Here is a 13,233-nt window from a genome sequence, read left to right as displayed (position 1 = left end):
TCCGTGAAACGGTGAACCGTTCTAGCCTGTCCTTGGATGGTGGCAGGCGACAAGATGGTTCTTGCCGGCGACCGAGAGAACGGGACGTTCGTGGCGACAGACCGACGTCGCCGCCACGCAGCGCGTATGGAAACGGCAGCCTGACGGTGGGTCGAGCGCGCTCGGCAGATCGCCCTTCAGCACGATCCGCTGGCCCGGCCGGTTGTCGACGTCGGGGACCGGCACCGCAGAGCGGAGCGCTGCGGTATAGTGATGCCGCGGCGCTGAAAAGACCGCGTCGACGGGTCCTGTCTCGATGATCGAGCCCATATACATCACCGCCACCCGCGACGCGAACTGCCTGACCACCGAGAGGTCGTGGGCGATGAACACATAGGTCAGGTTGAGCGCGTCGCGCAGGTCGCAAAGCAGGTTGATGATCTGCGCCTGGATCGATACATCCAGCGCCGACACCGGTTCGTCGGCAACGATCAGCCGCGGCCGCAGCGCCAGCGCGCGTGCTATGCCGATCCGCTGGCGCTGTCCGCCCGAGAACTCATGCGGGAAACGCTGCGCGTGTTCGGGAAGCAATTCGACGCGAAGCAGCAGGTCCTCGACCCGATCCGCCATTTCCGATCGCGACAGTTTTTCGTGGACGCGGAACGGGTCGGCCAGAAGATCGCCGACGCGCCGGCGCGGATTGAGGGAGGCGGCCGGATCCTGAAACACCATCTGCATCTGGCGGCGTATCGGACGAAGCTGCCGTTGCGACGCCCTTGTGATGTCCCGGCCTTCGAATTCGAGCGCCCCGGAAGTGATCTCGGTCAGCCGGACGAGGCAGCGTCCCAGTGTTGATTTTCCGCAACCCGACTCGCCGACGATGCCAAGCGTCTCGCCCGGAAAAATGTCGAGCGTCACCTGCTCCACGGCATGGACGGTCAGCCGTTGAAAAGGCGAGCGCGCCACCCGGTAGTGTTTCGAGAGATCGCTGGTCCGCACCAGTGGCGACGGCTTGGTCTGACTCATGCCGGCACGGCCCTGCCGGCCAGCGTCCGGCGCAATTCCTGCCGGCTGTCCTGCGGAAGAAAACAGGCCGACCGGTGCCCTTCCGCGCCGCCGAGGGAAGGCAGTCCTGAACAGGCCTCATGGCGGAACGTGCATCGCGGCCCGAAGGCGCAGCCTTGCGGCATTTGGCTCAGTTTCGGCGGGCTGCCGGGGATGGCCGCCAGGCGGGCAGGACGCGGGCCGTGCATCGGCGGGATCGAGCCGAACAGGCCCCATGCGTAGGGGTGAAGCGGCTCGCGAAAGAGTTGCCCCTTGCCGCCTTCCTCGACAACGCGCCCGGCATACATCACCATGACGCGGTCGGCGACTTCGGCGACCACGCCGAGGTCATGGGTGACCAGGATCACGGCGGATCCGAACGCGTCGCGCAGCCGGCCGATCAATTCCAGGATCTGCGCCTGTACCGTCACGTCGAGCGCTGTCGTCGGCTCATCGGCGATCAACAGCACCGGATTGCACGACAGCGCCATGGCGATCACGGCACGCTGGCGCATGCCGCCGGAAAGCTGGTGCGGGTAGCGGCCGACGGCGCTTTCAGGGCTGGGCAGGCCAACCGCGTCGAGCAGGTCCACTGCCCGTTTGCGCGCGGCACTGCGCGACAGGCTCTCATGCGCACGGATCTGCTCGATGATCTGGTCGCCGATCGTGTGGACCGGCGTCAGCGCCGTCATCGGATCCTGGAAGATCATGGCGATCTGCCGGCCGCGAACGGCGTCGAGAGCCCGGCGCTTCAGTCCCAGCAACTCCTGGCCGAGAAAGCGAACCGACCCGGTCACGACGGCGTTGGGATTGCTGATCAGCCCCATGATGGCAAGCAGCGTCTGGCTTTTGCCCGAACCGCTTTCCCCGACGACGCCGACGATTTCCCGCCGCTCGACGCAAAACGAGACACCGCTGACTGCAGGCACCACCCCGTCCTCGGTGCGGAACGAGACGCAAAGGTTCTCGACAACCAGCAGCGGCGCTTCAGTGGGCATCCCTGGCCCTCGGATCGATGAAAACAAAAGCGACGTCGACGATGAAATTGGCCATGACCACGAAGAACGAGGCATAGATGACGGTTGCCAGGATCATCGGCAGATCGAGTGTCTGCAAGGCCCCATAAGTGAGTTTGCCGACCCCTTGCAGGCCGAAGACGACCTCGGTCAGCAGGGCGCCGCCGCCGACCAGGGCGCCGAAATCGAGCCCGAACATGGTGACGAAGGCGACAAGCGAGGTTCTCAGGCCATGATTGAGCAGCACCCGCCGCGCGCCGATGCCCTTGGCGCGCGCGGTGCGGATGAAATCCTCCTGCATGGTCTCGATGATGCTGGCCCGCAGCACCCGGCCGTAAAGGCCGATATAGAGGGTGGCCAGCGTGAACCAGGGAATGACCAGCGCCTTGAACCAGCCCCAGGGGTCTTCGCTAAAGGCGATGTAGCCGAGCGGCGGCACCCAGGAGAACAGCCAGCTGTCATGCCAGCGGCTCTGCGTGACCAGATTGGCGACCTCGCCAAGCCAGAAGACCGGTATCGATACGCCGATGAGGCTGAGGATCATCAGCGTCCGGTCGAGCCACGTGCCGCGCGTCGCTCCGGCGACGACGCCGACGATCAATCCGCCGAGCACCCAGAAGACTGCAGCGCCGAGCACCAGCGACAAGGTGATCGGGATCGCCTCGAGCACCGTCGGGACGACCTTCTGGCCGCGATTGACGAAGGACGTGAGATCGCGGCTGATGAACAGCCGCTCCATCATCAGCCCGTACTGGACAGGCAGCGGCCGGTCGAGACCAAAATCATGCCGCACCTGCACGAGGGTCTCCTGCGAGGCGTTGCGCCCGGCAATGCGCGCCGAGGGGTCGGCGCCGGGGGTGGCGAAAAAGATCAGAAAGGCGACGACGCTGATGCCGAACATCACCAGCACCATCTGACCCAGCCTGGAAACGAGCGCCGCCAGCATCAGGCGACCCTGATCGAGGATTTCGGGTCGAGTGCGTCGCGCACGCCATCCCCCAGAATGTTGAGGGCCAGGACGGTGATCACGATGGCCAGACCCGGCGCCAAAGCGACGATCGGGCGCGAATAGAGCAACCCCTGCCCGTCCTGGATAATGGTGCCCCAGCTCGCGTCGGGCGGCTGCACACCGATCGACAGGAAGGATAGCGAGGATTCGGTCATCATGTTCAGCGCCAGGATGAGCGGCACAAAGACGATGACCCGGGTGATCACATTGGGCAGGATGTCGTAGAGCAGGATGCGCCACGGCGAGGCGCCGATGCCGATCGCCGCCGTGACGAACTCGGCCTGCATGAGCGACAGGACATGGCCCCGAATGGGCCTGGCGACATAGGGCACATAGACGACGCCGATGATGAAGATCGGCAGCCACAGACTGCCCGAGCGGATTTCGACCGGCCCGATGATGATGCTTTGCGTGATCAGCACGATCGACAGCGAAATCGCCAGCAGGAAGATCGGAAACGCCCATAGCACATCGAGCATGCGCGACAGCAAGGTGTCGGCAAGGCCGCCGAAGAAACCGGAGACGACGCCGAGCACCGTCGCGAGACCGAGGCATATCAGCGCCGCGGCACCGGCGATGAGCAGCGAATTGCGCCCGCCGTAAAGCAGGCGTGCGGCGACGTCGCGCCCCTGATTGTCGGCGCCCAGCATATAGGGTCCGAATTCCCAGCTCGGTCCGAGCGGGGTGAAACCGAGGCCCAGACCTTCGGTCGACGGCTCGAGCACCGCCTTGTTGACACCGTCGATGACAACCTCACCATTGAGATTGGTGACAAAGGGATCCGTCTGCGAGACATAGCTGGCGTAAACGGGTGCGGCCAGCGACGCGAAAGCGATCAGCATCAGCACGGCGAAGGCGATGATGGCGGCGCGATCGCTCTTGAGCTTGCGCCACGCCGTACGCCATGGCCCCTCGGCGCCACGACGACTCCGAACCAGCGCTTGCCCGGCACTCATAGCGTCCATGATCGTACGAATTTCAGGGGCTTGGACTTCAAAGTGCACCGATCGGCGGGAAAAGCAATCGCGGCGGGGATGAGACATCCTCCGCCGCGGATCGAATGTGTCGGATCACTCAACCCAGGACTGGCTCATGATCCAGTAGAATTGCGGGCTGAAGACGAAATTCTTCAACCGCGGCGAGACCAGGTCGACGCGCTTGGGCGTGAACAGCACGGCCACGGGCGCCGCGTCGGTGACCGCTTTGTCAACGGCCGTCCACAGCTCCGCCCCCTTGGCCGGATCGGTGACCGTGGCGGCCTGGGCTTCCGCCATCTTCTGGTCGACTGCCTTGTCGCAGAAGCCGGAAATGTTGACCGAGGCGTCCGAGCCAGGGGTGAACGAGGCACAGCTGAACAGCACCTGCAGGAAGTCGGAGGGCGCAGGATAGTCCTGGAACCATTGCGAGATCGAAATCTGCACCTTGTTGTTGGTGTTCTGGATGTAGGTGAACTGCAGATTCTGCGAGATCGGCTTGACCGAGGTCTTGAAGCCCAGTCCGTTGAGCACGTCCTGCAGATAGACGCCGATCGATTTCGACACTTCGGTGTCTTCGGTGATGATCGTCACCTCCTGGCCAGCGGTGCCGGAAGCGGCGACCAGGGCCTTGGCCTTCTCCAGGTCAGGCGCAGACCATTTTGCGCCGGGATTGGCGGTGAACGGGCAATAGGGCACGTAGGACGGGAAATCAGGCGGCAGGATCTGGCAGGACGGCTGCGCCAGGTTGCTGCCGCCGAACAGCTTGACGATTGCCGAGCGGTCGATGGCGTAATTGACGGCCTGGCGCACGCGGATATCGTTGAACGGCGCCAGATTGGTGTTCATCGGCGCGTACCACATCGCTGTCAGCGGATGCACGGACACCTGCTTGGCGTATTTGGTGCCCAGTTCCGCGAGCCGGTCCGCCGGCGGCGGATCGAACATCCAGTCAGCCTGGCCGTTCTCCACAGCGGTGATCGCAGCCTCGTCGGTGAGCCCGAAGCCATAGTCGATCTCGTCGGGGTAACCGGCCGGCTGCGCTTCCTTGCTCCATTCCTTGAAGTTCGGATTGCGCACCATCTTGAGCAGACTGTTGGGATCGTAGCTGGCGATCATGTAGGGCCCCGTGCCGGGAATGGGCACGGTGCCTGAATCCTTGAGCGGTGCCTCGGCTGGCAGGATTGCCGCATGCGGGATCGAGATCTTCTGCAGGAAGTCGGGATCTGGCGCCACCAGATTGAAGGTCACGGTGCTTGCCGCCTCGTCGGCCACGACGCCGCCTTCAAGCGTGCAGGTCGCCGGCGTCTTGAGGCATTTGTCGGCGCCGACGATGCCGTTGTAGAGCGTGCCCGTGGTCGGACCGCTGATCTTGAACATGCGCTGGAACGACGCCACGACATCGGCCGTCGTCAGATCCGATCCATCGGAGAACTTGATGCCCTTGCGCAGGGCAAAGACGTATTTCTTGCCGCCGTCCTCCGGCTTAGGCAGGCTTTCGGCGAGGTCCGCGACCACTTCGAAGCCAGTCTTGTCACCGGTCTTGCGGAAGGTCACCAACCCGTCATAGACGATGTAATTGATCTGGAAATATTGCAGCGTGTAGTTGATGTGCGGGTCGATCGTGCCGGCCGCCGCATTGGCGAGCAGCTTGAGCGTTCCGCCGACCTTGCCTTCTTGTGCCGCCTCTCCTGCCATGGGCGCCATCAGCATGAGGCCGGCCAGGCCGACACCGGCCATCATTGCGCTGAAAACCTTCCGGGATCGCATCGTCTTGCTCCTCTTGGGGAAAGCGGGGGACGAACGCCAAATGGCGGGCGTCGGGGGATCGTGACCCATTGCTCACAGCCTATGGCGCGCGAAAGCCGGCCGGATAGCTGTGAATTAAGATAGTTTTGGACCTCCGAACCATCGAAAGCAACAGGCTGCGGTCGCATCCTGCTCATTTGTTGGGCATTTGGCGAAGATGCCTGTTTGACAAACATTGGCGGGTGAGTAAGCTTTTGTTCATGCAGGGCCTGTCCGGCGATTTCGAAGGTGAATTTCACACCGGGATGAGCATCGATGCTGCGATGGCGGCAGCGATGCGCGTGCTTGCGCCGGCCGGCTTCACCTCGCTGATCTACGACTATACGCCGGTCCCGGTCAGCCATGACGGCGAGCTGATCACACCGTCGCTGATGGCACTCGCCAATGTGCCGTCCGACATGCAGGACCTCTGGTGCAAGAGCGGCTACTATCAGCTCGATCCGGTGCAGGAGGCGGCGCTTGCGGTGTCGCGGCCGTTCCTGTGGTCGCACAAGGGGTCTCAGAGCCCGGTCATGCGGCGCATCCTGCAGCGCAAGCACGATCCGGTGGTGACCTACCTCATGGACACCAAGATGACTTGCGGCGTGACGGTCCCGATCCGCTTCGACGGCGGCGACCTCGCCACTTTCACCGCCATCCGCCTTGACCCCGAACCGGATTTCGAAACCGAGGCGCACGCCATGTTGCCCGGCATTGGCGACCTCGGCCACCTGTTCCACGACAGTGTCTATGCCGGCTTCGACCAGCGCACGAGGACAAGCCAGTATTTCCACCTGACATCCCGGGAGCGCCAGTGTCTGAGCATGGCGGCATGCGGATTGACAGCCAAGCAGATCGCCCATGAGATTTGCCGCAGCGTGCCGACGGCGACGCTGCATCTCAACGCCGCCAGCCGCAAGCTCGGCGCCCGCAACCGCTTCCACGCCATCGCGCTCGCGGCCCATTACCGGCTGCTCGCACCGATCAGCCAGGGCCAAAACCTGGCGCGACAGCACCATCAAAACTAATGTTATTGCTAGCTGGTCGCCTGCCCGTCCGCCTCTGTACCCTTTGCCGCGAGCAATGACGCAGACCGCCGATCGGCGGTTTCCATTGAGAGAGCCAGGCGGAGGTTACGATGAGCGGTCTTGCAGAAGCAGAAGGTTTCAGCGCCTATGGGCCATACAGGACCTGGTACCGCGTGACCGGAGACTTGGGCTCGGCCAGGCTGCCGCTGGTCGTTGCGCATGGTGGTCCCGGCTGCACCCATGACTATGTCGACAGCTTCAAGGACATCGCAGGCTTCGGCCGGGCGGTGATCCACTATGACCAGATCGGCAACGGTCGATCCACCCACCTGCCCGACAAGGGCGGCGACTTCTGGACGGTCGATTTCTTCCTCGGCGAACTGGATGCGTTGCTTGCCCATCTCGGCATCGAGCATCGCTACGCGCTGCTTGGACAATCATGGGGCGGCATGCTCGCCGCCGAACATGCGGTGCGGCGGCCGGCAGGCCTCAAGGCGCTGGTGCTCGCCAACTCGCTTGCCTCGATGAAGCTGTGGGTCGAAGGTGCGGGGCAGCTACGCGCGGAGCTGCCGGCATCGGTGCAACAGGCGCTCGATCGCCACGAAGCGGATGGCACGACGGATCATCCCGATTACCTCGCGGCGACCCGGGCGTTCTATGACCGGCATGTCTGCCGCGTCGTGCCCTGGCCGCTCGAGGTGGCGCGCACTTTCGCCGCCATCGACGCCGACCCGACAGTCTATCACACCATGAACGGCCCCAACGAGTTCCATGTCGTCGGCACCATGCGCGACTGGACGATCATCGACCGCTTGCCGCTGATCGAAGCGCCGACGTTGGCCTTTCGCGGCTTCTACGATGAAGCCACGCCGGCCTGCGTGCAGCCCTTCCTCGACCATATACCGACGGTCGAAGGCCATGTCTTCCCGCACTCGAGCCACATGCCGCATGTCGAGGAACGGCAGGATTGCATGGCCGTCACCGAGGCATTCCTGGCTCGCCATGATTGACCCTTCCGCATCAACAGCGCTGCCCTAATCCTCGCCGCCCTCGTCATCCTTCGCGCCCCGCTCGCCGCCTTCATCATCGCCGTCAGCGTCGCGGCGCCGATAGGCGGCGACCGGATGGCGGCCGCGGCAGGCCCATTCCTGGCGCACGAGAAGTCATATTTGTTGAAGGACTACGAGCCGCTCAGCGTCGCGGCAAGCCGGTCGGGGAGGAAATCGACGAACGCACGAACCTTCGGCGACAAATGGCGGTTGGACGGCCACAGCAAGCGGAACTGGCCGCGGCCGTCGACATGGTCATCGAGAACAGTCAGCAGCTTGCCGTCGCGCAGCGCCTCGCGGACCAGGAAATCGGGCATCGAGCTGATGCCAAGTCCCGCTATGGTAGCGCCCTTCAACGCCTCCGTATTGTTGCAGGTCAGCATCGAGCGGACCTGCGGCTCAACACTGCCGCCGATGAAGGGCCAGCCCTGCAGCTTGCCGCTGTTGGGGAACCGGAAGCGTATGCCGTAATGGTTTGCGAGATCGTCCGGCCCGCTCGGGCTGCCGTGCTGCTCGATATAGGAAGGTGCCGCGCACAACAGCAGCCGGAAGGGCGCAAGCGGCCGCGCCACGAGACGGGAATCCGGCAGCTCGCCGCTGCGGATCGCGATGTCGACGCCTTCGTCGATGAGGTCGACGATGCGGTCGTTGAAGTCGATGTCGAGTTCGATTTCGGGATAGCGCGCCATGAACTCCGACAGCACCGGCAACAGCAGGTGATAGGTCACGATCGGCGTCGAAACGCGCAGCCGCCCATGCGGCGTTTCTCGCGTTCGCGACAGCATGGCTTCGGCATCGTCGATGTCGTCGAGGATACGCCGCACCCGCTCATTGAACAGCTTGCCCTCCTCGGTCAGCCCGACACGGCGCGTGCTGCGCTGTAGCAGCCGCACGCCGAGGTCCTGCTCGAGCCTGGCGACGCTCTTGCCGACGGCCGATGCCGAGATGCCGAGCGTTCGGCCGGCAGCGATGAAGCTGCCGAACTCGGCCGTGCGGGCAAAGGCCTGAAGGCTGTTGAGGCGTTCCATCGCATTTCTCCATTCGAGCGTTTTAGTCCGATATATATGGAGATTAAATACTATTTTTCTGCAAATGTCGTCGGCCTATCTTCTCCTCACGACCGGCGCCGCGCTCCCAGCGGCAGGCCGGCGGATCCTGCTTCAGATAGGAAAACCCATGACTTCCAAGACCAAAAACGGCGCCGCCGCGCCATGGCTCGTCCTGCTGTCGGTATGCCTTGCCGCCATGACCATGCCCTTGACCTTCACCGGCCCGGCCGTCGCACTTTCGCGCATCGCGGCCGATCTCGGCGGCAGCCCGATCACACTCAACTGGGTGACGAACGCCTTCATGCTGACCTTCGGCGCCACCCTGATGGCGCTAGGCGCGCTAGCCGACAGTCACGGTCGCAAGCGGATGTTCATAGTTGGCCTCGGCCTTTATGTCCTGGCCACGCTGGGCGCGATGCTGGCGCCTGACATCGTCTGGTTCGACACACTTCGGGCCGCGCAAGGGCTGGGCAGTGCCGCTGCCTTCGCTGGCGGCGCCTCGGCGCTTGCCCAGGAATTCGAGGGGCAATTGCGGCTGCGCGCCTTCTCCTTCCTCGGCACCAGTTTCGGCATCGGCCTCGCCTTCGGACCGATCGCGTCGGGCCTGCTGATCGATGCCTTCGGCTGGCGGTCGATCTTCCTTCTGGTCACAGCGCTTGCGGCAGCATCCGCTCTACTCGGCCTTCGCACCATCAAGGAGACGCGCGACCCGGATGCGACCGGCCTCGACTGGCCGGGAGCCGGCACCTTCACGATCGCGCTGGCATCGCTGACCTATGGCGTATTGCAGGCGCCGCAGAGCGGCTGGACCGATCCGCTCGTCATCGGACTGCTTGCCATGGCTGCTCTCTTCTTTACCGCCTTCGTCATCGTCGAGCGGCGCGTGCGCCGACCGATGCTCGATCTCTCGCTGTTCCGCTTTCCCCGCTTCGTCGGCGTGCAGTTCCTCGCGGCGGCACCAGCCTATGGCTTCGTCGTCCTTCTCCTTCTGTTGCCGATCCGCTTCATCGGCATCGAAGGGATGAGCGAGATCAAGGCCGGGCAATTGATGATATGCCTGTCGGGACCGTTGCTGATCCTGCCTCTGCTCGCCGGTCAACTCGCACGCTGGATCGCGCCGGCGACGATCTGCGGCGTGGGCCTGCTGATTGCCGCTGCCGGCCTTGTCTGGCTGAGCCTGACACCGCCGGTCGCCATCGCGCTGGTGCCGCCGCTTATGCTGGTCGGCGTCGGCATCGCCCTGCCCTGGGGACTGATGGACGGGCTTGCCGTCAGCGTCGTGCCGAAGGAGCGTGCCGGCATGGCAGTCGGCATCTTCAACACCACCCGCGTCGCTTGCGAGGGCGTGGCGCTGGCCATCGTCATGGCTGTCCTGTCGGGTTTCACGACAGCGCAACTGGCGGCCCAGGGAACCGCGTCTTCCCTCAGTGCAACCGCCGCCGCGCAGCTGCTGGTGACCGGCAATGTCGGCGAAGCGGCAGCCCGCTTGCCGGGAGCCGGAGCCACGACACTGATCCGGGCCTACGAGACGGCCTTCGACAGGCTGCTGATTGTGCTGGCGGCAATCACCATCGTCACTGCCCTTGTTGTCTTCCTCGGCCTGCGCCGCGGATCGACGGTAGAGCACGAAACCGTTCCGCTGCCGGTATGCCAGGAAGGATAGGCGACTCAGCTGATGACGAGGCTCGCTATACGGTCGCCATCCAGCGTGAAGACCATGTCCCCCTCGCCGTTGAAGCCCTCGCCTTTGACGGCGATGCGGACGCGCCAGTTGCCGTCCACCGCCGCGATGCGGACGATGCGCAGATTGGACTTCACGCCAATGTTGTCCGACTGGTTCCAGCGCGCGATCTCTTCGCGGCCTCTGAACGAGTTGCCCCAGTCGCTCAAGGATGCGTCGTCGGCAAAGGTCCCAAGAAAGGCTTCGGTGTCGCCTTCATTGGTGGCTTCGACAAAACGACGGATGGGTTCCGGTGTCGTCATCAATCCAATCTATGCATCAGATCCTCATCCAGCCAGCGGCCGAAGAAATAGACCAGTTGCTTGTGCCACCACGGCCAGTCATGGCTGACGTCGCCACCCCAATAGTCGACCCAGGCGGGAATCGATTTGTCGCGCAGGATCTGTTCCAGCTTGCGCGTCTCGACCAGCATCCGCTCTTCCCAGGCGCCCTGCCCGCAACAGAAGATCAGCCTGAGCGCCTTCAGCCGGGCAAGCAGTTTCGGATCGACGATGCCGGGCAGATAGTCGAGCGGCGAGTTGTAGAAGATGTCGCCTTCCAGCGCCTTGCCGAAGAAGTCGCGCGCCGAATAGACGCCCGACAGCGCGATGACGCCGCTGGCGAGTTCGGGAAAACGAAAGACGAAATTCGAGGAATGGTAGCCGCCCATCGAGCAGCCGGTGAACAGCGGCTTCAATTTGCGCCCGCCATTGGCTTGCTCGGCGGTGGCCAGAAACTCCGGCAGCGCCTCCTCGCGGACATAGCGGAAATAGGCCTCGTGGCGACCGATGCGGTGGGCAGCGTCGGCGTGCTTGTTGAAGAAGGATTCCGAATCTATGCCGTCGACCGCGAACAGCTGGATACGGCCGGTGTCGATGAATTCGGAGAGCGCACCCACCCCGCCGGAATCCTCGAACTGATAGAACCGCCCCTGCGAGGTCGGAAACACCACCACCGGCCGGCCGGCATGGCCGTAGCGCTTGTATTCCATGTCGCGGCCAAGATTGCGGGCGAAATGCTTGTGATAGGAAATGTCCATCGCGTTCACGCCTTTTCCGCGTGGATGTAGGCGACGGCCTCGCGCAGCGCTCTCTCGTCCTTCGAGCGCATCTGGTAGGCGTAATTTCCCATGGCGCGGCTGAAAACCTTTTCTATCGGCGAATGGTGGACGATCTTGTCGCGATGCGCGGCTAGCACGTCCTCATGGCTGTGCAAATAGTGGAGGTGCTGCTTGCGGCTGGCATAGGCGGTGAAATACTTGCCCTCATAGGGTCCGCCCGAGGCATCCTTCACCACCATGTCGGCCCACGCCGCATAGACATCGATGTCGAATGTGTAGTTGATCGCATCGGTCATCCAGGCGCCCGGCGGGCGCATATTGACCTCCAGCGCGATGACGCGGTCCTTGGTTTCGAACAGCTCGATGTGGAAGAAGCGCTCGCGCACGTCGAACGCCTTCAGGATTTTCCTGCCTGCCTCCTCCACCGCTGGACTGATCCTGGGAAAGCAGGTGTAGCTCATGTGGCGGTCCTTGTTGACCACCTCCATGACGCTCTGGTCGTAGCGGTGGCTGGCCGCAAGCACCACCTCGCCGTCACGGTTGACCAGCCCGTCATAGGTCACCACCAGTCCTTCGATGAATTGCTCCATGACGAAGGTCACATCCTCGGGCTTGTCCCGGAAGAACTGGTCGAGCTCTTTGGCGTTGGAAATCTTGAAGGTGTTCGAGGCACCGGACCCGGAATCGGGCTTCACCACCACTGGATAGCCGACGCGGCGGATGAAGGTCATGGCGCCTGCCCGATCGGAGCATTTGCGCTGCGCTATTGTATCGACGCCGCTCTTGCGGAAGAAGGCGCGCATGCGGCTCTTGCGCTTCAGATTCTTCACGAAATCGAGCTTGGTGCCGTAGATGTTGAAGTCGGTGCGGATGTTGGCCTCGAGCTCCAGCCAGTGCTCGTTGAGCGACTCGAAGCGGTCGATGCGGCCCCATTTGTGGATGAAATGGCCCATCGCCCGGAACACCGGATCGTAATCCTCCATGTCGGCAATGCGGAAATATTCCGACAGTGCCGCCTTCAGCTTTCCGTCCAGCGCATCGAAGGGCGCGTCACCAATGCCCAGCACCGTGGCGCCGGCCTTCTTCAGCCGGTCGCAGAAATCGGCGCCGTTGGCGGGAAAATGCGGAGAGAAGAAAACGAAATTCATGGATGCCCCCTCTCGACAGCGAAGCATTGCGACCTCGGCTACACACAAGTTTGGCGCATTTGCCGCGCATGGGGAAGACCGCTCGGAAGCGGTCGAAACCGCAGCCCACTTGCCTGTCCATGGCGGCTCCTGTAAGAAACCCGCCATGAACACGCGCCACACCTCCGTCGCTTCCCGTCCGGCCGGTTTTGCCGGCGAGACCGTGCGCGCGCTGGCATCGACCCTGCTTCTTCTCGGCCTTATCGGCGATCGCCGGGTTCGCTGAAGGAGCGCCCGGCGGTCGAACCGCCGCTTACGCGCACGCTCCTTGGCCAGTTTAAAAATTGGCAATTCACATCAAGCGAACGAAAATCTGGTAAGGCGCCGCTC

12 protein-coding genes are annotated in these 13,233 nt (G+C 63.4%); 3 read left to right on the top strand and 9 right to left on the bottom strand.

Annotated features, from left to right (window positions below; all coding sequences use genetic code 11):
* Positions 1-21: 21 nt before the first annotated feature.
* From ACWTU9_RS11155 to ACWTU9_RS11135, 5 genes are all read right to left on the bottom strand, one after another.
* Positions 22-1,005 (bottom strand): ABC transporter ATP-binding protein, encoded by a 984-nt coding sequence (locus ACWTU9_RS11155; RefSeq protein ID WP_454585675.1) that lies wholly within the window; start codon positions 1,003-1,005, stop codon positions 22-24.
* On the bottom strand, positions 1,002-2,021 hold the full coding sequence (locus ACWTU9_RS11150; RefSeq protein ID WP_455858335.1) for an ABC transporter ATP-binding protein: 1,020 nt from the start codon (positions 2,019-2,021) through the stop codon (positions 1,002-1,004). Before ACWTU9_RS11150 ends, ACWTU9_RS11155 begins: the two co-directional genes overlap by 4 nt.
* Entirely contained in the window at positions 2,011-2,985 is a 975-nt protein-coding gene (locus ACWTU9_RS11145; RefSeq protein ID WP_454585677.1) for an ABC transporter permease, read from the bottom strand. Before ACWTU9_RS11145 ends, ACWTU9_RS11150 begins: the two co-directional genes overlap by 11 nt.
* Positions 2,985-4,013 (bottom strand): ABC transporter permease, encoded by a 1,029-nt coding sequence (locus ACWTU9_RS11140; RefSeq protein WP_455858334.1) that lies wholly within the window; start codon positions 4,011-4,013, stop codon positions 2,985-2,987. Before ACWTU9_RS11140 ends, ACWTU9_RS11145 begins: the two co-directional genes overlap by 1 nt.
* Positions 4,014-4,118: 105 nt before the next feature.
* Positions 4,119-5,792: an ABC transporter substrate-binding protein gene (locus ACWTU9_RS11135; RefSeq protein WP_455858333.1), complete on the bottom strand. Its 1,674-nt coding sequence runs from the start codon at positions 5,790-5,792 to the stop codon at positions 4,119-4,121.
* Between the two features lie 221 nt (positions 5,793-6,013).
* Here ACWTU9_RS11135 and ACWTU9_RS11130 point away from each other — a divergent pair, with 221 nt between their 5' ends.
* Positions 6,014-6,838, top strand: a complete 825-nt coding sequence (locus tag ACWTU9_RS11130; protein WP_454585680.1) for a helix-turn-helix transcriptional regulator — start codon at positions 6,014-6,016, stop codon at positions 6,836-6,838.
* A gap of 110 nt (positions 6,839-6,948) precedes the next feature.
* The gene (locus ACWTU9_RS11125) at positions 6,949-7,848 is read left to right on the top strand and encodes a proline iminopeptidase-family hydrolase (protein ID WP_455858332.1); all 900 of its coding nucleotides are present in this window, start codon (positions 6,949-6,951) and stop codon (positions 7,846-7,848) included.
* 170 nt (positions 7,849-8,018) lie between these two features.
* Here the strand turns inward: ACWTU9_RS11125 and ACWTU9_RS11120 are convergent, their stop codons facing one another.
* Positions 8,019-8,915 carry a LysR family transcriptional regulator gene (locus ACWTU9_RS11120; protein ID WP_455858331.1) on the bottom strand — a complete coding sequence of 299 codons (897 nt, stop codon included), beginning with the start codon at positions 8,913-8,915 and terminating at the stop codon, positions 8,019-8,021.
* Positions 8,916-9,063: 148 nt separating this feature from the next.
* Here ACWTU9_RS11120 and ACWTU9_RS11115 point away from each other — a divergent pair, with 148 nt between their 5' ends.
* Entirely contained in the window at positions 9,064-10,599 is a 1,536-nt protein-coding gene (locus ACWTU9_RS11115; protein WP_455858330.1) for an MFS transporter, read from the top strand.
* A gap of 5 nt (positions 10,600-10,604) precedes the next feature.
* On the opposite strand, the gene ACWTU9_RS11110 is transcribed toward ACWTU9_RS11115, so the two are convergent.
* The 3 genes from ACWTU9_RS11110 to ACWTU9_RS11100 are packed head-to-tail and all read right to left on the bottom strand — an operon-like array spanning position 10,605 to position 12,864.
* Entirely contained in the window at positions 10,605-10,919 is a 315-nt protein-coding gene (locus ACWTU9_RS11110) for a nuclear transport factor 2 family protein (RefSeq protein WP_455858329.1), read from the bottom strand.
* Positions 10,919-11,695 carry an esterase family protein gene (locus tag ACWTU9_RS11105; protein WP_455858503.1) on the bottom strand — a complete coding sequence of 259 codons (777 nt, stop codon included), beginning with the start codon at positions 11,693-11,695 and terminating at the stop codon, positions 10,919-10,921. Before ACWTU9_RS11105 ends, ACWTU9_RS11110 begins: the two co-directional genes overlap by 1 nt.
* A 5-nt stretch (positions 11,696-11,700) precedes the next feature.
* The gene (locus ACWTU9_RS11100; protein ID WP_455858328.1) at positions 11,701-12,864 is read right to left on the bottom strand and encodes an ATP-grasp domain-containing protein; all 1,164 of its coding nucleotides are present in this window, start codon (positions 12,862-12,864) and stop codon (positions 11,701-11,703) included.
* Between the last annotated feature and the right edge of the window lie 369 nt (positions 12,865-13,233).

Source organism: Mesorhizobium sp. 128a, from assembly GCF_053848025.1.
The sequence above is the reverse complement of the archived record's forward strand: the minus strand, read 5'-3'. Positions and strand labels throughout refer to the sequence as shown.

Excerpts from the sequence above, each read along its gene's own strand:
- ACWTU9_RS11155 (WP_454585675.1), bottom strand. The coding sequence starts at position 1,005 with ATGAGTCAGACCAAGCCGTCGCCACTGGTGCGGACCAGCGATCTCTCG.
- ACWTU9_RS11150 (WP_455858335.1), bottom strand. The coding sequence starts at position 2,021 with ATGCCCACTGAAGCGCCGCTGCTGGTTGTCGAGAACCTTTGCGTCTCG.
- ACWTU9_RS11145 (WP_454585677.1), bottom strand. The coding sequence starts at position 2,985 with ATGCTGGCGGCGCTCGTTTCCAGGCTGGGTCAGATGGTGCTGGTGATG.
- ACWTU9_RS11140 (WP_455858334.1), bottom strand. The coding sequence starts at position 4,013 with ATGGACGCTATGAGTGCCGGGCAAGCGCTGGTTCGGAGTCGTCGTGGC.
- ACWTU9_RS11135 (WP_455858333.1), bottom strand. The coding sequence starts at position 5,792 with ATGCGATCCCGGAAGGTTTTCAGCGCAATGATGGCCGGTGTCGGCCTG.
- ACWTU9_RS11125 (WP_455858332.1), top strand. The coding sequence starts at position 6,949 with ATGAGCGGTCTTGCAGAAGCAGAAGGTTTCAGCGCCTATGGGCCATAC.
- ACWTU9_RS11120 (WP_455858331.1), bottom strand. The coding sequence starts at position 8,915 with ATGGAACGCCTCAACAGCCTTCAGGCCTTTGCCCGCACGGCCGAGTTC.
- ACWTU9_RS11115 (WP_455858330.1), top strand. The coding sequence starts at position 9,064 with ATGACTTCCAAGACCAAAAACGGCGCCGCCGCGCCATGGCTCGTCCTG.
- ACWTU9_RS11110 (WP_455858329.1), bottom strand. The coding sequence starts at position 10,919 with ATGACGACACCGGAACCCATCCGTCGTTTTGTCGAAGCCACCAATGAA.
- ACWTU9_RS11105 (WP_455858503.1), bottom strand. The coding sequence starts at position 11,695 with ATGGACATTTCCTATCACAAGCATTTCGCCCGCAATCTTGGCCGCGAC.
- ACWTU9_RS11100 (WP_455858328.1), bottom strand. The coding sequence starts at position 12,864 with ATGAATTTCGTTTTCTTCTCTCCGCATTTTCCCGCCAACGGCGCCGAT.